General features: G+C 26.3%; 21 protein-coding genes. 9 read left to right on the forward strand and 12 right to left on the reverse strand.

Translation table 11 applies throughout. The features are described 5' to 3' along the window. From H5J23_RS13935 to H5J23_RS13955, 5 genes are all read left to right on the forward strand, one after another. A partial coding sequence (locus H5J23_RS13935; protein ID WP_185892877.1) for an ATP-binding cassette domain-containing protein occupies nt 1-548 on the forward strand: 548 nt, incomplete at its 5' end. An 8-nt stretch (nt 549-556) separates the two neighbouring features. Next, nucleotides 557-1,486 (forward strand): siderophore ABC transporter substrate-binding protein, encoded by a 930-nt coding sequence (locus H5J23_RS13940; RefSeq protein WP_185892879.1) that lies wholly within the window; start codon nt 557-559, stop codon nt 1,484-1,486. A gap of 73 nt (nt 1,487-1,559) precedes the next feature. Beyond that, nucleotides 1,560-2,276, forward strand: a complete 717-nt coding sequence (locus tag H5J23_RS13945) for a MurR/RpiR family transcriptional regulator (protein WP_185892881.1) — start codon at nt 1,560-1,562, stop codon at nt 2,274-2,276. Between the two features lie 83 nt (nt 2,277-2,359). Next, complete coding sequence (locus H5J23_RS13950; protein ID WP_185892882.1) at nt 2,360-4,918, forward strand: glycoside hydrolase family 38 C-terminal domain-containing protein; 2,559 nt, start codon at nt 2,360-2,362, stop codon at nt 4,916-4,918. A 23-nt stretch (nt 4,919-4,941) separates the two neighbouring features. Next, nucleotides 4,942-6,561: a PTS transporter subunit EIIC gene (locus H5J23_RS13955; protein WP_185892884.1), complete on the forward strand. Its 1,620-nt coding sequence runs from the start codon at nt 4,942-4,944 to the stop codon at nt 6,559-6,561. Nucleotides 6,562-6,588: 27 nt separating this feature from the next. On the opposite strand, the gene H5J23_RS13960 is transcribed toward H5J23_RS13955, so the two are convergent. Next, complete coding sequence (locus H5J23_RS13960) at nt 6,589-7,938, reverse strand: helix-turn-helix domain-containing protein (protein WP_185892886.1); 1,350 nt, start codon at nt 7,936-7,938, stop codon at nt 6,589-6,591. Nucleotides 7,939-8,037: 99 nt separating this feature from the next. Continuing rightward, nucleotides 8,038-8,892: a mechanosensitive ion channel family protein gene (locus H5J23_RS13965; RefSeq protein ID WP_185892889.1), complete on the reverse strand. Its 855-nt coding sequence runs from the start codon at nt 8,890-8,892 to the stop codon at nt 8,038-8,040. 267 nt (nt 8,893-9,159) lie between these two features. Here H5J23_RS13965 and H5J23_RS13970 point away from each other — a divergent pair, with 267 nt between their 5' ends. The 4 genes from H5J23_RS13970 to H5J23_RS13985 all read left to right on the forward strand — a co-directional run bounded on the left by H5J23_RS13970 (nt 9,160) and on the right by H5J23_RS13985 (nt 11,614). After that, the gene (locus H5J23_RS13970; protein WP_185892891.1) at nt 9,160-9,732 is read left to right on the forward strand and encodes a sigma-70 family RNA polymerase sigma factor; all 573 of its coding nucleotides are present in this window, start codon (nt 9,160-9,162) and stop codon (nt 9,730-9,732) included. Between the two features lie 404 nt (nt 9,733-10,136). Continuing rightward, entirely contained in the window at nt 10,137-10,463 is a 327-nt protein-coding gene (locus H5J23_RS13975; RefSeq protein WP_185892896.1) for a DUF1622 domain-containing protein, read from the forward strand. A 147-nt stretch (nt 10,464-10,610) separates the two neighbouring features. Further along, nucleotides 10,611-10,982 carry a hypothetical protein gene (locus tag H5J23_RS13980; RefSeq protein ID WP_185892898.1) on the forward strand — a complete coding sequence of 124 codons (372 nt, stop codon included), beginning with the start codon at nt 10,611-10,613 and terminating at the stop codon, nt 10,980-10,982. Continuing rightward, nucleotides 10,982-11,614 carry a hypothetical protein gene (locus H5J23_RS13985; RefSeq protein WP_185892900.1) on the forward strand — a complete coding sequence of 211 codons (633 nt, stop codon included), beginning with the start codon at nt 10,982-10,984 and terminating at the stop codon, nt 11,612-11,614. The genes H5J23_RS13980 and H5J23_RS13985 overlap by 1 nt, the downstream gene beginning before the upstream one ends. A gap of 37 nt (nt 11,615-11,651) precedes the next feature. Here H5J23_RS13985 and H5J23_RS13990 read toward each other — a convergent pair whose 3' ends face one another. From H5J23_RS13990 to H5J23_RS14035, 10 genes are all read right to left on the reverse strand, one after another. After that, nucleotides 11,652-13,079 (reverse strand): helix-turn-helix domain-containing protein, encoded by a 1,428-nt coding sequence (locus H5J23_RS13990; RefSeq protein ID WP_185892902.1) that lies wholly within the window; start codon nt 13,077-13,079, stop codon nt 11,652-11,654. Nucleotides 13,080-13,332: 253 nt separating this feature from the next. Further along, nucleotides 13,333-13,662, reverse strand: a complete 330-nt coding sequence (locus tag H5J23_RS13995) for a hypothetical protein (RefSeq protein WP_185892904.1) — start codon at nt 13,660-13,662, stop codon at nt 13,333-13,335. 5 nt (nt 13,663-13,667) lie between these two features. Next, on the reverse strand, nt 13,668-13,817 hold the full coding sequence (locus H5J23_RS14000) for a hypothetical protein (RefSeq protein ID WP_185892906.1): 150 nt from the start codon (nt 13,815-13,817) through the stop codon (nt 13,668-13,670). A 177-nt stretch (nt 13,818-13,994) separates the two neighbouring features. Beyond that, nucleotides 13,995-14,438: a lysozyme inhibitor LprI family protein gene (locus tag H5J23_RS14005; protein WP_185892908.1), complete on the reverse strand. Its 444-nt coding sequence runs from the start codon at nt 14,436-14,438 to the stop codon at nt 13,995-13,997. Between the two features lie 33 nt (nt 14,439-14,471). After that, entirely contained in the window at nt 14,472-14,849 is a 378-nt protein-coding gene (locus H5J23_RS14010; RefSeq protein ID WP_185892910.1) for a PH domain-containing protein, read from the reverse strand. A 43-nt stretch (nt 14,850-14,892) separates the two neighbouring features. Further along, on the reverse strand, nt 14,893-15,126 hold the full coding sequence (locus tag H5J23_RS14015; RefSeq protein WP_185892911.1) for a hypothetical protein: 234 nt from the start codon (nt 15,124-15,126) through the stop codon (nt 14,893-14,895). Nucleotides 15,127-15,199: 73 nt separating this feature from the next. Beyond that, nucleotides 15,200-15,382: a hypothetical protein gene (locus H5J23_RS14020; RefSeq protein WP_185892912.1), complete on the reverse strand. Its 183-nt coding sequence runs from the start codon at nt 15,380-15,382 to the stop codon at nt 15,200-15,202. A gap of 289 nt (nt 15,383-15,671) precedes the next feature. After that, nucleotides 15,672-16,829 (reverse strand): type I restriction enzyme HsdR N-terminal domain-containing protein, encoded by a 1,158-nt coding sequence (locus tag H5J23_RS14025; protein ID WP_185892913.1) that lies wholly within the window; start codon nt 16,827-16,829, stop codon nt 15,672-15,674. A gap of 72 nt (nt 16,830-16,901) precedes the next feature. After that, nucleotides 16,902-17,429 (reverse strand): hypothetical protein, encoded by a 528-nt coding sequence (locus tag H5J23_RS14030; protein ID WP_185892914.1) that lies wholly within the window; start codon nt 17,427-17,429, stop codon nt 16,902-16,904. A 50-nt stretch (nt 17,430-17,479) separates the two neighbouring features. Then, entirely contained in the window at nt 17,480-19,711 is a 2,232-nt protein-coding gene (locus tag H5J23_RS14035) for a DUF262 domain-containing protein (protein ID WP_185892915.1), read from the reverse strand. Nucleotides 19,712-19,928 lie beyond the last annotated feature (217 nt).

A 19,928-nucleotide genomic window follows, 5' to 3' on the forward strand; every position in this document is an offset into this window, starting at 1 on the left:
AAACAGAGTTAGCTAAAACAATAGCTACATTAAAGCAAGAAAATACAACAAATGTAAGATTAACAGTTTATGAACTGATATCTTTTGGAAGATTTCCTCATAGCAGTGGAAAGTTAACTAAAGAGGACAAAGAGAAAATAGAAGAAGCTATTGAGTATATGAATTTAAATGAGTTTAGAGATAAATATTTAGATGAATTAAGTGGTGGCCAAAGACAAAGAGCATATATTGCTATGACAATTGCTCAAAATACAAAATACATTTTATTAGATGAACCATTAAATAATTTAGATATGAAAAGTGCGGTTCAAATGATGAAGATTCTTCGTAAATTAGTAAGAGATTTAAAAAAGACAATAGTAATTGTTATGCATGATATAAATTTTACATCAGTTTATTCAGACTATATTTTAGCAATGAAAAATGGAAAATTAAAGCATATGGATAAAACAAAAAATATCGTTATTCAAGATAAATTAGAAAAATTATATGAAATGCCAATAGAAGTTAAAGAAATCAATAATAAAAATATATGTATATATTTCTAGGAGGAGTTATGAAAAAAATATTAGTTGTGTTTATTTTATTTTTAGCTATTATAGCAGGAGTTGGATATTATATATCTCCAAAAAGATCCCAGGAAGAAAGTGGAAATAAAATAAAAATAGAGCATTACATGGGAGAGACAGAAGTTATAGAAAATCCTAAAAATGTAGTTGTATTTGACTATGGAATAGTAGATGTACTTGATAATTCTGGTATTAATATTATTGGTTTACCAAAAGAGAGTTTACCAAAATTTTTAGAAAAATATTCAGATAATAAATATATAAATGTTGGAAGTTTAAAAGAGCCAAATTTAGAAAAGCTATATGAAATAAAACCTGATTTAATAATAATTTCAGGTAGACAAGAACCTTTTTATGAGCAATTATCAAAAATTGCACCTACTGTAGCTTTAAAAACAAATAGTGATGATTACATGAAATCTTTCAAAGTAAATTTAGATACTTTAGGAAATATTTTTTCAAAGAAAGAGATTTTTAAAACTGAATTTGATAAAATTGAAAATAGTTTAAATGAGATAAAAGAGAAAGTTCAAGATCAAAATTTAAATGCTTTAGTAATACTTTCAAATAATGGAAAATTATCAGCATATGGATTAAAATCAAGATTTGGAATAATATACGATTATTTTGGATTTAAACCTGTTGAAGATATCGCAGTTTCAACACATGGAAGTAAAATAAATTTTGAATATATTTTAGAAAAAAATCCAGATTATATATTTATTATTGATAGATCAGCAGTTGTAGGAGGAGATGTATCAGCAAATAAAGCTTTTGATAATGATATTATAAAAGCTACAAAAGCTTCACAAAATGGAAATATAATATTTTTAGATTCTGAAGTTTGGTATACAGCAACAGGTGGGTTAAAGTCAACAAATAAAATGATTGAAGAGATTCAATCAAGTATAAGATAAAAGAATGCCCTAATTTTATTAGGGCATTTTTCAATATTCATAGTAAAATATAAGAAAAAAATTGGAGGTAAAAATGTCATATAAAGTATTAGAACTTCTTCAAACAAGAGAAATAAAAGAAAAATTAACAAAATCAGAAGAGGAAATACTTGATTTTCTAGAAAAAAATTTTTCTAGAATACCGGATATAACTGTATTAGAAATTTGTAAAGAAGCTTATACATCTCAAGGAAGCATAAATAGGCTTTGTAAAAAACTTGGTTTTACAGGTTTTAGTGATTTGAAATTTTCAATAAGAGAGGACATTTTAGAAAGAGATAAATCTAAAAGAGAATCTATAACTAACACACTCTATTTTATTGAGAATATAAACATGAAAGAGGGAAAAGAGTTATCTAAAATATTGAAAAATACACCGAGAATACTTCTTTATGGATTAGGTGCCTCTAAAATAACTGCAACATATCTTCAAAGACAACTTCTTTATTTAGGGTTTCAAGTTATTTTTATAAGTGAAGAAAAGATGTTAGATAATTTTAATAACTTTACTTTACTTATAATATCTAGTTCTGGTGAAACATTAAGAGTTAAACATGTGGCTAAAAGTTTTAAAGATAGAGGAAATAGAGTAGTTTCTATAACAAAAAAAAATAGCTATTTAGATAAATTTTCAGATTGTTCTTTTACACATAACATTTCAATTGATAAATTAAATGTTATAACAAGAGAACAACAATTACACATGATAATAATGGTTAATGAATTAGTTAATTTATTACATTTTGGATAATTATCCATAAAATAGAACTGAATATTTTAACTCTTTTCATATATAATAATTAATATATTAAAAGTGAAACAAAAGGAGTTAAAATGAACAGAAACATCAAAATTTTAATGCATACACACTGGGATAGAGAGTGGTATTTTACAAAAAGTGAAACACAGGTACTTTTAAGAAATCATATGTTTGAGGTAATTGAATTCTTAGAAGAAAACACTGATGTTATATATATATTAGATGGACAAAGCGTAATGCTAGATGATTTTATAGAGTTTGCACCTAAATGGAAAGAAAGAGTTAAAGCTTTAGTTGAAAGAAAAGCTTTAAGAGTTGGACCATGGTATACACAAACAGATTTAATGTTAGTACACGGGGAATCTATAATTAGAAACTTATATTATGGAATGAAAAAAGCTATAGAATATGGAGATGTTATGAAAGTAGGATATGCTCCAGATACTTTTGGACATTCAGCACAAATTCCACAAATATATAAGCAATTTGGAATTGAAAGTACATTCTTCTGGAGAGGTTTTAGTGAATTAAAAGCTGATAAGTCAGACTTCTTATGGAAAGGAATAGATGGTAGCGTTATATTTGGAATAAACTTAGCTACAGGATACCAAGGAGCTAAATATTTAGAGAGCGATAAAGATGAATTAAAATCTAGAATGGATAAAATAATGAAAGTTTTAGATAAATATTCAGCTGGTGAATCTAGATTAATAATGAATGGACATGATCAAATGCCAATTCAAAAAGACATCCATGCAATTATGGATAATATAAGAGAATTTTATCCAGAAGCTGAAGTATCTATTTCTGACTTTGAAAGCTATGTAGATTCTCTTAAAAATTTAAACTTAGAAGTTGTTGAAGGAGACTTAAACCATAGTAAACATGCTAGAATTCATAAAACTATAACTTCTACAAGAATGGATATAAAACTTCTTAATACAGAGTTAGAGTACAAGATTTATAATATTTTAGAACCTTTAGCATTATTAGGAAAGAAATTAAACATAGATTACCCTCATGAGATTTTTGAGAAGTGCTTAAAAGAGATGTTTGGAACTCACGCACACGATAGTATTGGTGGATGTAACTCAGACTTAGTAAATAAAGATATAAAGCAACGTTTAATTCAAGTAAAAGAAGTTGTAGATACTCAAATTGAACTTTACATGAGATTAATATCACTATCATCTTCAGAGAAGAAAGGTAATAATGTAATAACTTTATATAACTACTTACCATACGAGAGAAAAAATGCAACTGTAGAAGTTGAATTTGTAACTAGAACAAGTGATTTCAAAATATTTGATGGTGAAAAAGAGGTTGATTACCTAGTATTATCACAAAACATAGAGGATGCTGGATTAATCGATAGACAGGTTGCTGCCAGACTTTTAGATATTAAAGTGTTTAGAACAAAAGCTGTATTCAATGTTGAATCAATTCAAGGATTATCTGTAAAATACTTAACATTTGAAGAGGGAACATCTTATGAGTTAATCACAAATGTAGCAGAGGATAATTCAATTGAAAATGATTTCTATAAAGTGACAGTTGAAAATAATGCAATAAAGCTTTTAGTTAAGTCAACTGGAGAAATTGTAGAAGATGTATTCTCTATTGAAACAAGTGGAGATGCAGGAGATAGTTATGACTATTCACCACCTCATAAGGATATGGTAATAACTTCTAAGGATTCTAAAATATCAAAAGTTGAGTCATTAAAAGGTAATAACCAAAAGATTTTAAAATATAGAGTTACTTATAACTTACCTCAAGATCAAGCTTCAAGAGATTTAAACAAGTTAGATAAAGAGATATATTTTGATGTAACTTTAACATTATCAAATGATGATATGATTAAAATTAATTTAGAGCATACAAATAGCTTAAAAGATACAAGATTTAGAGCAGTATTAAATACAAATATAAAAACAGATACTGTTGAATGTGATTCACACTTATCAGTAATCAATAACCCTGTATACTTTGAAAAAGAATTAAGTATCTGGGAAGAGGATAAATGGGCAGAGAAGCCAGTATCAATTGAAACTTTCAACTCGTATGTAGCTTTAGAAGAGACTGATAAAAGAGCAACAATCTTTAGTTACGGATTAAAGGAGTATGAAGTAGTAAATAAGCAGATATTTATTACTCTATTTAGATCATTCTCTCACTTAGGGAAAAGAGAACTTATCAATAGACCTGGAAGACCTTCTGGAATAGAGATTGAAACTCCAGATAACCAGTTATTAGGTGAAAAGTTTGTATTCAATTTAGCTATATCATTTGTAAAAACTGATAAAAATGATAGTATCAAAGCTAAAGAGTTTTTAACACCAATTGCTGGATACCAATTAAAAGAGTTCAATAGATTTAATATAAACGTTCCAAAAGTAAAAACTATAATTGAATCAGAGTTAAATTTAGACTTAAATGGATGTGTTGTAAGTACATTAAAAGAAGCACCAGAAACAGGTGAAATCTTTGTAAGATTATTTAATCCAACAAATAATGAAATTCAATTAAACTTCTCTAAAGAAACTTATATGAGTAATATGTTTGAAGAAAAATTAGAGAAAATAGAAAAATATACAATAAAAGGTCAAGAGATTTTAAACATTTTAGTTTAAAATAGAGAGTAAGGGGTATTTAAATGGAAAAATTAAAAAAAGATCTTCAAAGTTTTGGAAAAACGTTGTTATTTCCAATTTCAATATTATCATTTATGGCGATTTTCTTGGGGCTGTCAGCAGCCCTTCAAAATCCAGTAATTATAGGATTTCTACCTTTTTTAGGTGGTGAAGGAATTCAAGGATTTTTAGGTTTTATTAGAAGACTTGCAGGAATACCATTTGCTCAACTTCCACTTCTATTTGCAATGGCTATACCTTTAGGAATTGTAAAAAGAGATAAAGAAGTTGCGGTATATTCATCAGTTGTAGGATACATAGCTATGTTAGTTGGAATGAGCTATTTACTTGGAGTTCAAGGATATACACCTACTACAACAGCAGTAAATTATTTAATAAAAAATGAAGGATATACAGCAGTTGAAGCAACTCTATATAATTCACAATTTACAAATGTTTTAGGTGTGTTTGTATATAATATGAATGTAATCGGTGGAATGATAGCTGGTTTATGTGCAATAGCTATTCACAATAGATATAGACAAATCGAATTACATCCATCGTTAACATTTTATAGTGGAAAAAGATTTGTTCCAATTGCGTGTGCTTTAATTATGCCTTTTATAGGTATGGCTCTAGTTTATGTATGGCCTTATATAAATAGTTTAATCATGACTCTTGGAACAGGTATAGCTAAATTAAATATAGTTGGTGCTTTCTTATATGGGTTCTTAGAGAAAGCTATAAATCCAACTGGTTTACATCACATTTTAAACCAAGCTTTTAGATTCACTGCTTTAGGTGGAGTTGAAACTGTAGCTGGACATACACAGGTAGGAGCTTTAAATATATATTTCTCTCAATTAGAGAATCATGTACCATTTTCAGCAAAAGCTACACAGTATTTAGCACAAGGTAGAATCTTACATATGGTATTTGGAATGCCAGCAGTTGTATTTGCTTTATATAAGTGTGCTTTACCAGCTCAAAGAGAAAAGTTATTAAAATACTTTATTCCTGGATTAACAGCAGTTGTATTAACAGGAATAACTGAGCCAATTGAGTTTACATACATATTTATATCTCCAGTATTATGGATAGCAAATGCTATCTTAGCAGGATTATCAACTTTAATTCCAGCTATATTAGGGGTAAAAATAGGTAATATTCAAGGAGGAATTATAGACTGGTTTGTATTTGGAACTTTACAAGGACTTGATACAAAATGGTATATATTCTTAATAGTAGGACCACTTTTCTTCTTACTTTATTACTTCACATATGTATTTATCATAAAGAAGTTTAATATTTTAACGTTAGGAAGAAGCCAAGATGATTTTAAAGATTCAGATGATGAAGCTGAAAAATCAGAATCTTCAAATGAGACAGGAAAAGTTGATAACTTAGCTGAAACAATGATTGAAGGATTAGGGGGATTAGAGAATATAGTTGAAGTTGATAACTGTATCTCAAGACTTAGAATAGAACTTAAAGATAGTTCTAAAGTTAATCAAGATTTAATAAAAAAATCTAAACCAAATGGAGTAATAATCCCAGATGCTCATAATATCCATATTGTTTATGGTGGAAGAGTAATAAAAATGAGAAATATGTTAGATGATTATATTTTCTCTAAAAAATAATAAAATTTAACAAAATAAAAGAGGATGCTAGCATGATATGCATCCTCTTTTATTTTGTTTTGATATTAAAATATCTGAAATTGAGATTTTCATATAATTCATATTTTTTTCTGAAACATTAAAGTTTTCTAAAGAATATATTGAAGAAACTTGATTATTTTTTAGGTATTTACCTAATAATTTAAATCTAATAATATTATCAAACTTAATAGAGTATATAATCTCAATTGTCTTTACTAAATCATTTATTAATATTTTAGGAATGTTTTCATAGATAAAAATGATTTTTTTAGAAGAATTTTCTTTTTCAATACTTAAAAGATTTAAGATAAAGAAATATATTACAAATCCATCATATATTGTTATTCTTGGCAATTTTTTCTTTAATTTGTTTGTTAATAAATCTATTTTTTCAGAAAAATTATTTTTAAGTATATTTAGAAAATAGAAATCATTAATTTCAAAGATTTCTTTTATTAATAAAAAAACTAACCACTTTCTAATAGGAACTTTTTTTTGGAAAATATTTTGTATGTTAAATCCAAAAAATTTAGGAATTATATTTTTAAAATACTCTTCATATTCTTTTAATTTATCTGAATAAATATCTGGCTCATAATATCTATATTTTAAAATTTTTCTAAAATATGGCTCCACAATTTTAAGAATAATAATTGAAAACTTATCATTTATATAATAAACTTCCGTCTCCATTTCATCACTGTTACAAGAGAATGCTAAGCAAGCACTTATAAGAGCTAATTCGTTATAATAGAATGAATCCTCTACTTCCATTTCTAAGGAAGGGATATTTTTTTTAATAAATTTATAGTTATTTCTCTTTAAAAAGCTGGCAAACTCATTTCTTATAATTTTAGGTAAAAAATCTTTTTCAATAAATATTTTTAAAATATACCCTAGAAGCATCCTACGAATGTTAATTTCCTCGCCAACTATATTAAGACCTATATTTTTAAAAGAAACTAAGGATAGATTATATCGTTCTAATTTCAATTTAACCTTATCCAAATCGTAGTTTAAAGTTCTTCTAGTTACGTTCAGATTTTCAGATAATCTAGTTACGTTAATAACTCTAGCTGTTAATATTTTAAAAATTATATATAAAACTCTCTCATCTTTTGTTATATTTTGTTGAGATTTTATTAAATGAACTAGATTTGAAGTTTCTTTTAAATCTTTCATTAAAATCTTTACATCTGGTTCATCTTTTTTTAGAATAATAGTTTCAATGTCTCTTAAATATGAGAAAAAAGTAGAGGGAGTAATATTTAACATTCTAGTTAAAATTTTATAATCGTTTATTTGGCTTTTTTTTAAAATCAAAGCAACTTGAATATGTTTACTAGTCAAATACATAATTTTCAGTTATAAAAATAATTTTTATAACTGAATCACCTCCTTATTTTTCTTTTATTTATAAAGAATACGTTATTTTGAGTTATTTTCTTTTTACAATTATCGTTGTTTTAAGTTTATATCTAAAATATTAAATGGTACTTCTATATTATTTTGATTAAATATATCTAATATATGTGCCATTATTTCTCCACGAACTTTATAATATTGATTTTTAGGAGCCCAAACCATAAATAGAATATTAACACTAGAATCACCATATGACATTATATGGATAAAATTACCCTTTTCTTTATCTAGAGATTCATAATTATTAGCTATATCTGTTAGAGTATCTATAACTTTTTTCATATCAGAATCATAAGCTACAGGAATTGTAAGTTTAATTCTTCTTACATCATTTGTATCATAGTTAATTATATTTCCATTAATCATAACATTATTTGGAATAATAACTCTTCTTCCGTCTAGGCTATTGATATGAGTAGAGAAAACCTCTATTTTTACAACATTTCCCATTGCGCCATTGACTTTAATAAAGTTTCCAATTTCAAATGGTCTAGAAAAAAACAAGACAACACCTCCAGCTAAATTAGATAAAAACTCTTTTAAAGAGATACCAACACCTAGACCAATAGCACTAATCATAGTGGCAATAGAGCTTTCACTAAATCCAAAAGCTAAAAGACCGATTAAAAAAAATATGATATTTAAACCAAGTTTTGTTAAGGACTTGGTAAACTGTTTCGTATTCATATCTTGATTAACTACCGGAATTTTATCTAAATAGCTATCAATTTTTTTAACAATTCTTGATCCAATATATAAAATAAAAATAAATGCTATAAATCTTATTGAAAAGATGAGCACATCATTTAATAAAGATTTAAAAAATGGTTCACCTCTTTCATCTTTTAATTGAAGAAAAATATTAAAAGTTTCATTTGTTATCATTATTTGTTTCCTTTCTAAATTATTTTACAAGGTAGTATATCATAATAGTTCATTGTTAAATACTTGAAATTCTTAGTTTACTAAAAGAGTACATCTTTTCAATATAACTGGTCATATAGAAATTTTATAAATTTAATCCCAATAAATTTCTAATATAAATCTTAATACTCCTAGTATATAATTTTAAAATGCATAAAAAATTAATTCTAAAGTACCGAACTAGTATCGTTTTGATAAATTAATATTTTAATTCAAAAGGAGAAATTTATGGATGACAATGATGTAATTTTAGCAAAAAATGGTGATGAAGAAGCTATGGAAAAAATTTTTTTAAAGTATAGAAATTATATTTTAAAGCATAACAAATACCTTTTTATAAAAGGAGGAGATTATAATGACTTATTACAAGAGGGATATATTGGACTTCTAAAAGCAATAAGAAGCTATGATAAAGATAAAAATGTATCTTTTAATCATTTTGCAAATATATGTATAAAAAGACATATCATATCATCTATCCAAAGTGCTAATTGTATGAAAAAAACTATATTAAATAATTCTTTAATTGGTGATGATTCAAGTATAGATGATTTTTATCAAATTACTAATAGGTATACCCCAGAAGAAATTGTTTTAGGAAAAGAACTAAAAAATGAACTAAATAAATATCTAATATCCAATCTAACAGAGATAGAAAAAGATGTCTGCGAATACTTATGCCAAGGATATACATATAGAGAAATTGCTAAAGAATTAAATCAATCATTAAAAAGAACAGATAATGCTATTCAAAGAGTTAGAAAAAAAATATTAACACACTTAGAAGCATATTTAAAATAATTTAACAATTTAAAGGAGCTACTTAAGTAGCTTTTTTTATTTTCCTTTTTAAAAATTATTAGGAATAATTTTTATCTTTATAATTCTATAATATATAGATAAAATAAATAAAAAACACAAACTCATGTATTTGTAAGTACAAAAATTACTAACTTTAATTTCGATTAGTCTAAATTTTATTAATTACTAAAATCTCGTATTCTCCTAATAATACGAGACTTATTTTATTGATTTTATTAAGATATAGCTATATAGTTAAAATTAATCTAAAAATACCGAGATAAAAATTTATATAATACGAGAAAAAATAATAAATTCTAATCTATTTCTTTTTTACTATTAGATTCTTAAAAAATAAGTTATAATGTTGCTATACAAATAAAATATTTCTACTAGGAGGATTTATGCTTACTTTTGAACATTATATTATGGATTTTTTTAAAATTTTTTTACATTGGTTAGCTTTCTTTTTTACTACTCTGTCTATTGGAGTTATATGTTTCGGATTTTTAAAAAGTGTTAAAATTTTATTTACAAATAAAGAAAAACTTAACTTTAATAAAATTATGCGTGAAACTTTTGATAAATATATTTTAGTTGGTCTTCAGTTTTTAATTATTGCGGATATTATCGATACGATTATTCTAAGAGATTTACAAAATATCATACTAGTATTATTAATAGTAATAATTAGAACTATTATGAGTTGGGAAATTGAAAAACACAAGTAAGATAAAAGCTCTAAATCCATCATAGCAGTCATATAGAATTTAACTTGCAAATACATATATATAAATATGTATATATTTGCAAATATTCAATCCTAGATATTTTTGGTATAATTTATTTATACTTTAAAGGTAAATTAGGAGGCATTTATGAAAAAAATATTATTAGGACTTTTGGTTTTATCAAGTTTAACATTTGCTAAAAAAGATGGGATAATCTCTAAAATAGAGAAAAAGTTAGAAGCTAAACATGCTTATATCACAGATGGAAAAAATAAAATTGAAGTTGATGATATTGATTTAGCATTATTAAACAATAAACCTTTTGTTATTATTGAAGTTGAAACACTTTTTGGTGAAGGTGGTTGGAAAAACTTTAATCAAATTGAGATAAATAACTTTGTTAATACTATTGCAAATGATGTTAGAATTTCTTTAAATACAGATGAAAAAGTTAATGTATCAATAATTTTAGATCCAAAAATTGGAGATAAAAAATTATTATTAGAAGGAAACTACTAATGCTAAAAAAACTTATATATATAGTACCTGTATCTTTAATTCTACTACAAGGATGTAGTGCACTGATAGATGGACATACAGTTGCAGTTGATTCATATGCTGCTAAACCAGTTGTTGTAGGAACATACTATTTATCTACGGAGAATGTAAGTGTAGATTTAGACATAGAGAAACAAACATTTGAAAATTCAATACAAGAAATGCTGACTTCAAAAGGATATAATAGAACTTTTGTAATTAATAATGCTAATTACAACATTGTTTATGATTACAAAGTTTCTGGACCATTCACTACTGAGGAGGATTTTCCTGCTCCTATAAATGAATGGTGGGGAATAGGAGGTCCATATGGTGGTGTTTATAATGGTTTATATGATGCTAACTGGTATGGTGACAACGTTCAATATGTTAACTATTTTGTTAAAGAACTTAGCTTAACAGCGTATTCAAATGATAACCCAGTTTGGCAAGTAAAAGGTCATACACAATCACAAACACCTAATTTAAATGAAGACTATCAATATTTAGTTTCTGGAGTTGCAAATTATATAGATGTAAGTTCTGGAAAAGTAATTTATATAAATGTTGTTAAAGACTCTAAAACTGGAAAGTATACAGCTACAAAATTATAACAAAATAGCAGAGTTAAATTGACTCTGCTATCTTTTTTTATTTTTTTAAGAATCCATGTTTTTCTAATTCACATACATTATTTAAAATATAATTAAAATCCATTTTAATTGTAGGAATTTTTTTATTTTTAAAATGTATATCATTTAATGTAAGGATACAATCTAAATGTTGATTTTTTTCTAAAAAGTCGTTAACTTCATAGTTATCTAAAATTTTTAAAATATTTACTTGATAGTTACCTTTAATATATTTGATTAACATTTTTCCATATATATGATTAAAGGAATCATCTATGATAGCTATGGTCTTTAATTTTTTGTGACTAGCTTCAATATTATCTACTGTAGTTTTTATAAGTATTGTTAAATAAATAATATCCTCTAAATAAAATTTTGGAAACATCTCTTTTATTATTAGGTTTATCTCTTTATAATATTTCCTGTAAGTTTTATCCAATTTGTGAGTTTCTTTATGTTCTAAGAAATTTAATTCTGCTTTAAACTTCCCAATTCTTATAACATTAGATATATTCATTAAAAGATCCTTACTCCTTGGAATAGCTATCTCTATTTTTTCTTGTAATTTCTCTAAAAATAAAGTTACTTCACTTTCTACAAATTCTTCATATTTATCTATATCTTGAAGTAAAAATATTTTAATAATTAAATCTAACTCATATTCTCTTAATTCTTCTAAACCATGTATTTTAAGGAAGTTTAATAATTTTTCATAATATTTATTATTTAATATTTCTTTTGGAGTCTCATAGTTTTTATAAGTGCATGGAAAATTAACTTCTCTAAAAGAGTGAATTAAAATAATAGATACTATTTTAAAGAAATCTTCAGGAGGTAAAGAAGCTCCTAATTTATTAATTAGATTTAAAACAATCTTCTTAGCTAAGCTTATCTCTTTTTTGGGAAAAACACTATTTATTAAATTAATAAATAGATTATGACAGCTCTCTTTCTCAATAAAGTATTTAGCTAAATATCTTGCAAATAGAGCTCTTATACTAATTTCACTTCCTACAAGAAAAACACCTTTTGCTGGCAAACTATCTAATCTTAAATTATAAGTTTCTAAGTAGTCTTTTAATTTTTCTACATCATAGTTTAATGTTCTTCTAGTTATATCTAGTTCCATAAAGCTATTATTCAAAATAACTTTATTTGTAAAAAATAATTTTAATAAAATATAGTCTCTTCTTTCAATTGGACTAAATGGTGCATGAGATAAAAGTTCTTTGATTTTTTGATGCTCTCTTTTATCTATATAGAAAACTTTTTCAGTTTTTACAATTCCATTTATATTATGGCTATGTAAAAAACTATTTATAATTTCTATATTAAGATTAATTGCTCTTTTTTTTATTTTTAAAATTGTTTCTAAGTCTGATATTGCATACTTATCTGAATTTAAAAACAGATTCAAAACATTTAGTGATTTTCTATTTAAAAACATTTTTTGTACTATATAGAGTTTAAAAATTTTCCATATAGTTACCTACCTTTCCTTATTAAGCTTTATCCTTTATTGTAACATTATTTCAAAAAAAAAGCTACTTATATAATATGGTTTATTCATTATTCATCTATTAATATCGCTCTTTTTAAATATAGAGCTTTTTTTACTTACTCCAAATAACTTTCAACATATATCTTTATCTTTTGCTTAGTTCTGCAAATTGCGTTATCTATTCTTTTTACTTTTTCATTTAATTTTTTAGATGTTTCCAAATAAGTGTATCCTTGGCACATATATGGAAACACTTTTTTTCAAGTGAAGTTAAATTTATATCTAAATATTTTTTTAACCCTTTTAGAAACTCTTTTCCTAAAATCATCTCTTCAGGAGAATAGTAAGCTGATGACTTAAAGTAATGATTTATATCAGTCTCTTCACCTACTGAACTATTATTTAGTGATAAATTTTTACTTGAATTATAGTTTTTAATAGCTGTGATTATCTGTCTTTTTATACATATACTTGCAAAATATGAAAAAGATACCTCTCTTTTTTCATCATACCCTTTTATAGCTTTCATTAAACCTATATATCCTGAAGTAAGTCGTTAGAGTCCCCACCTTTTAAATAAAACATTTTATTATACTTTAATATGTTTTTTTTATACTCCAAAAAAATTTTCTCTAACTCCTCTTCATCCCCATTTCTTGCTAAAATTACTCTTTCACCATCCATATAGTTTCCCCCTTGTATTAAAAAAAAAGAGTGAAACTTGATGTTCACTCTAAAATTGGCTTATCCTATTGTTACCTCTTTTGCCATAGATCCTTGTGTATTGCAAGTAGATTCTAAAATTAATTGCAGAAAAAATGAGAACATAATTAATGCCCCCCAGAGGCTCTTTCCCTTTTTTTAAAACAGCTCATCTCTTTGATCTCCTATGTAACTAGCTAACTCTCTAATTCTATTTTCCATTAAATTTGTCATAACACTAGGGGTAGATAGTCTCCAAATTGAGCCATCTTTTTTAGAATAGAGATTTACTGCAAAAGCTATCTCTTTATCTCTAAACTTTATCCACTCCCTTTGAGAGTCCCTAAGATCCACCTTTCCCTCATCATCAAGAGTTGTCATAAGCTCTTTATATACTTTATTTAAAACCTTATCTAACTCCTCATAGTACTCTTGTGTAGCTAATACCATCCCAGTTGTTGAATAATCTTTAGACATTTTTTCTTCACACTGTTTTTCTAATCTTGAAATCTCTTTTTCATAGTAGTCTACTACGCCACCTAGTGAAGTTATAGATAACGCTATAAAAAGTATAAAAATTGGTATTTTTAATCCGCCCTTCATAATCTCACCCCATATTTTAAAGTTATTTTCTATTTAAATTATCTTTTTTGTTAAAAATTTACCTATTTCTTTTATATCAATCCCTTTTAAAAACTTTATCTCTACTCCTGCTAAACCAGATACCCAAACTTTTAATTCTGCATCTAAATCAAATGTTCCTGAGGTCTCTATAGCAAAGGAATTTATTTTATTATATGGAATTGTATGGAAATCTATTTTTTTACCAGTTAATCCTTGAACATTAATTATAATCAACCTTTTATTTGTAAATAAAATTCTATCTCTAACAGCCATATATGCTAACTCTACTGCTTCAGTTTCTAGTAACATCTCCTCAAACTTTTCTGCTCCTTTTTTTGGATCCACTTTCTCATGTAATAAAATTGAAATATTTTTCGTATCCAAAGACATTTTCACTCCTCCTTTTTTATTTCCATATCTAAGAAACTATATTTTAAAGCGACTCTAAATTTTTTACATATAGAACTAACCCTTCCCAGTTCTCAAAGTTCTTAACACTAGAACCACCACTTTCTAATTCACATTGCATTATATAGTTTACCATAGAAGTTCCATTTTCATTATATGTACCGAATATAGTTAGTTTATAGGAGTTTAAATATCCACTTAATATACAACCTTCATCTACCACATCTTTATATTTATTTTCAAAACTTTCTAATTTCATAAATTCCTCCATCACTAACTATCTTTACTTTTCAATTTTTTTCATTTTTAAAATGTTGTTAAAATAATCTCTCTTATTCTAACTTCCACTCTCCAAACTTTTCCCATTTCTCATTTCTCATTTCATGAACTATAATTTTTTTATTTTTATCTAGCTGTTTTACTAAACTATTAATATAGCTAAAAGTCTCATCATAATCTTCTATCTCTTTAGATAATAAAATTTGTTCATTTTCTAATAGAATTATCCTATACATTCAACCCTCCATTTCATCAGTTATTTTATAGTATATTTTCATAATTTATCTTATATATCCTTTTTATTATTAAAATTCACATAATTACACCAAAACGAAGTCTTATTAATCTTGCTCAGATAACATTTTAATCGTTTTAAATTTGTACATTTATATATATTTTATGTATAATGTATTTACCTGAACTTTTAATAATCTATTTAACTTCTCACAAGTTAAATAAAACTAAACAGGTACCTTTCTGGTACCTGTTTTTGTTATCTCAACTATTTATATTAAATTTTTCTCTTTACGATAAGTCTTCTGCTATTTTGTTATTTTGTTCTATTTCTCTTACTTCATCTCTCAATAAAGAATATTCTATTAGATTAAAAATAAAATCCTTTATATCTATTATTTTTGAATCTTTATTCAATTTCAAATTACCTAATATTATTCTATTATCATTCAGTATTCTTGGGCATTTCTCTTTTATATAATCTAATACTATTTGATTTTTTACAGCTCCTTTATTTCCAACTGTCATTCTTCCACTATGAATAACTTGGTATCCATTTTTAATTTTCTTAAAAGTACTTTTAGTCAATCTCAGTTGTAATGAATGATGTTTTATTGTATTATCTTCTATTCCAACTAAGATATATCCAAGATTTACCCCTAATGATATAGTATAATAGTTTTCTTTATATTTCACTAAAAAAATTCTATATAAACCATTCCAACCATCACCACTAGAGTTTCCAAAGCTTTTATTTAAATTACCATTATCTTTTTCTATATATAATAAATCATTCCCACAGTTTTCAAGTCTTACAGATGTATCATATAAAGAATCTATAAATTTTATTATCTCTATTTTTTCTTTATCGTCTATATGCTCTGTTATAAGTGGGTAATAGCATTCTAATAAAAATTCTATATCATTATAATCTTCTTCGTTACATCTTATCCATTTTTGTTCCTCAATAATTTCTTGGCCCTTATTTAATAACATATCTGAATACTTAGGTATCTTCTCTAACTTCAGAAATTCATTATCATCTTCTTTATATTTTTCAATGTAAATATCAATTCCGTTTGTCATAGCTATATATTTGGGTTCTAAAACTTCATCATATTCTCTTAATTGCTCATATACTCCATTACACAAAGGTATCTTAGGCTCTTTACATTCAATAACTAATAATGGAGCTTTTTTATTATCAATCTCTTCAAATACAACTATATCTGCTCTTAATTTATTTCCACTTTCTATTCTTGACAATGGAAATTCTACCTCTAACATCTTCTCAGGAACATTAATTTCTTTTTGTAAAAATTCTATTACTTTTTGTCTTACTTCTTCTTCGGGAGTTACTTTTATTAATTTTTTTCTGCTCTTACAATCAATAAATTCTTCTCCTTTTATTTTTATTTTATCTATTTTGTATTCATCCAAATTAAACATTATATTTGTTCTCCCTACTTATTAATAGCAAACTTTACAAGGTTCACAACCTCTATTTTCTCACCTTTTATCCTATATTTCTATACTTTTAACAATAGTTTCTACAATCTTATTGTATTTATCTTTATCAATTATAGGGTACTCTATCTCAAATACCATAAAGTATGGTTCTGAATTTGCTACTAATTGAACTCTTTTATAAAATATTTTATCATTAATAATACCTGATACAATATATAATCCTTTGGACTCTTTCAACACTTTATACGTTACATTTGCATTTCCATAATCATTGTACAATGTATAATAGTAATTATTTTCAACGTTCTTTAAAAGATTTGAATCATCAATTTCGTCATTTATAGGAAGTAATGTATAAGTACCATATATCAACATCGAAGTTTCTTCATTATCAGAGAGAAATTTTCTTCCATCATTATTTTCAGGTGGTGGTTGCATAAATAATATTTCAGCAGGATATTCTAAAGAAAATCCAAATCTACTATTCACATATTGTCTATATAAAACTCCATCGACTTCCCTTAAAGCAAAACAATAAGTTGATACTATTAAAAATAAAGCATAAATTATTTTTTTCATAAAAAACCTCCAGTTTGAAATAAAATCCTAAATTACTGTTTCGGTTTATTCTATAAACCTGGATAGATATACTCTAAGATTTTTTTTACTGACTCTTCTCTTCTTTTTGCAGCATCTTCCTTTGTCCAGTTTTCAAAGCTTGTAATAGCTTTTACAACTTCATACTTGCTGTCTTTATACTTATTTTTTTTCTGTGAAAAATCATAATTACCTATTGATCTATTTATATTTGATTCCAGTATCATCAAATTTCCTATACTGTTTATCTCATCTCCCCATGTATCACGAACCTTTTCAGCATTATTACGGTCATTATAGGCCTGAATATGCTCTATATCTATATGATCTTTGAAAAAGTGCTTTATAAGGTTATCTGAAGTATACTCGTCAAGGTTTTCATGCAGCATAGCATGTATTCTACAAAGTAAATTTTTTGCTGTGGTCTTGGTTGCCAAAGGTTCGTTTATCTTGTTATTAAACCAGTGGGATATATTTCCTCCATGAGGATGAGTTTTAGTTACTTCTTCTATTTCTGAAAAAATTGCTTCTAGAGACTCGCCTTTGAGAACTCTAGTATATATTTCTTTCATAAACGTCATCATAATATTTATCTGTTTATCATACACAATACTATATACAGTAAAGAGCTTACATAGCTTTTTAATCAGCATGGATATCTCTGCTAAATTGGAATTTTGCTCCTTAAACAATCTGTAGTAGATAATTTTAAAATGCTTTCCATATCTTGACCAGTAGATAAGCTGTTCTTCAAATTTTGCCTCTACAGAAAGATTATTACGTATCTCTTCCCATAAAAATCTGGCTTCAATAAGACTCTTTATGTCGGACAAATCTAACTTTATCTTATTAATATTTTCTTCTGAAAGAAGGTTGGAATAAAATTTATTCCTAATCAGTCCGTCAAAGACCTTCTCAAAGAAGGAGTCTGTTCCCATTTTAATAACAGTTGGTGGTAATTCATTTACTGAAATCAGATAATCTTTATACAGCTCTAAGATCTGACCCATTGTAACAGCAGTACCGTATTTTTTATTCTCTTCGATAACTTTTTTATACAACCCGTCTATTTCACTAAAAACTTCTTTCCCAGCCTGGAGTGATTTCTTCATATATTCATAAATTTTTATTTTGAATACATCAGCTCCATTTAAATCCATTCCACTGGTATTTATAGTATCAAAAATATTCAGAGTTTCTGTAAGAGTTGCTCTGGTTTCTACAACGACAAACTTGAGGTTATTCTTTATATGGTCGATGAGTTTCACCCGCATAGAGTTCAATACATCGTTACTACCTTCTACAAACTCAGCTATTGTCTTCAGATTTAGTTCATAGATATTTGATGTTTCGATATCTACGGCTGAAAAGTCTCTTCCTCTATATTGTTCAAAAAGTCTCTCAAAATTATCCTGCTGACCTCCTACATCAGTCTTGAAGTATGGCTTTGGATTTCCCTCTCTGTCCTGTAGATACAGCATTAAAAGGTTTAGTGTTGTGAGACGCTGCTGTCCGTCAATAATATCAAACCCGCCTTCTTCATTACTTCCTAACTGAATGGTTCCTATAAACATATTTTTTCCCAAGGATTCCATTATTCCATTCAAAAATCTACTAATCTGAACTTCACCCCAAGAATAAGGCCTCTGATAGATAGGAATTGTAAGCTTCATATCTTTTTCTTCCAATCCCTTTAAGTTAAGGCAGTAAGACTCTATAAAAAAGGACTCAGAGCTGTCCTCATAACTATCATCCTCTTCCTCTTCTTTGGAGTCTTCTTCTAAAAGTTTTCCTAAGGATTCTATTAGTCCTCCATTCTTAATATTATTTATAGGAGACTGGTAGGATCTGAATTTTGAGGTTATCTCTTTTATTATCTCGCTGACACCATATTCATAGATTTTTATTGAATCAGAGCAAAGTCCTATCAGGTGTCCAAAATCTTCCTCCTCCAAAGAGAATTTATACTTTTCCTTCACCTTTCCAACTGTAAAACTATCCCACTTTGGCGCCCTAGGAATTACAATAAAATCCCCAATTTCCATATTCAGCATATTTTTTAGGTTATTATATTTGGATATTTTTCTCTCTTTAGATTCCTCTGACCAATAATAGTTTTCAATCCATACATCCTGAGGAACAGCCTGTCCTTCTTCATCTAGTAAAGACATATTGTTAACTCCCCACCCCTGTCGCAATCTTCCCTGTTCTAACTCCTTCAATACGAAATCATTCCTATCTATCCTGAAGATATAATATTTCATGAAATTCTCCTTTTTTATTTATTAACAGACTCTACAGCCATAATAACAGATTCAATTAGCAATATTCCTAATAATACTTTTTTTATTTTTGCTGCGGTCTCATTACGCTCTCTGTGTCCCTTGATTTTATTAAGTCATATAATAACTTTTAAGTCTCTTTAATATATATAGTTTATTTGTAACTCTTTCTTCTAAGGTTTCAATATCTAACCATCCA

This window comes from Cetobacterium sp. 2G large, assembly GCF_014250655.1.
Classification (GTDB): Bacteria; Fusobacteriota; Fusobacteriia; order Fusobacteriales; family Fusobacteriaceae; genus Cetobacterium_A; species Cetobacterium_A somerae.